A 249-nucleotide genomic window follows, 5' to 3' on the forward strand; every position below is an offset into this window, starting at 1 on the left:
TTGCAATTCAGGTGAGATGCTTTGTTTGGCTTCGGTTAAAACTGCAACAAGATCTCTAGCCTGCTTTTGGTTAGAAGAAGTGAAAAAGGTATAGGCTGTGCCAGAGGCGTTTGATCGCCCAGTGCGGCCTATACGATGAATATAATCCTCTGAGGAGTTGGGGAAATCATAATTTATCACATACATAACATCTTCAACATCTAAGCCCCGGGCAGCAACATCTGTAGCAACAAGAATCAATGATTTACC

Annotated in this window: 1 protein-coding gene; it reads right to left on the reverse strand. The window is 42.6% G+C overall.

Going from position 1 to position 249, the window contains the following annotated elements; translation table 11 throughout:
• Positions 1-249 (reverse strand): helicase-related protein (locus SAY88_RS25405; protein ID WP_332635216.1); only part of this gene is annotated, 249 nt, incomplete at both ends.

It is taken from the genome of Halalkalibacter flavus (assembly GCF_036663575.1).
GTDB lineage: Bacteria > Bacillota > Bacilli > Bacillales > Bacillaceae_D > Halalkalibacter > Halalkalibacter flavus.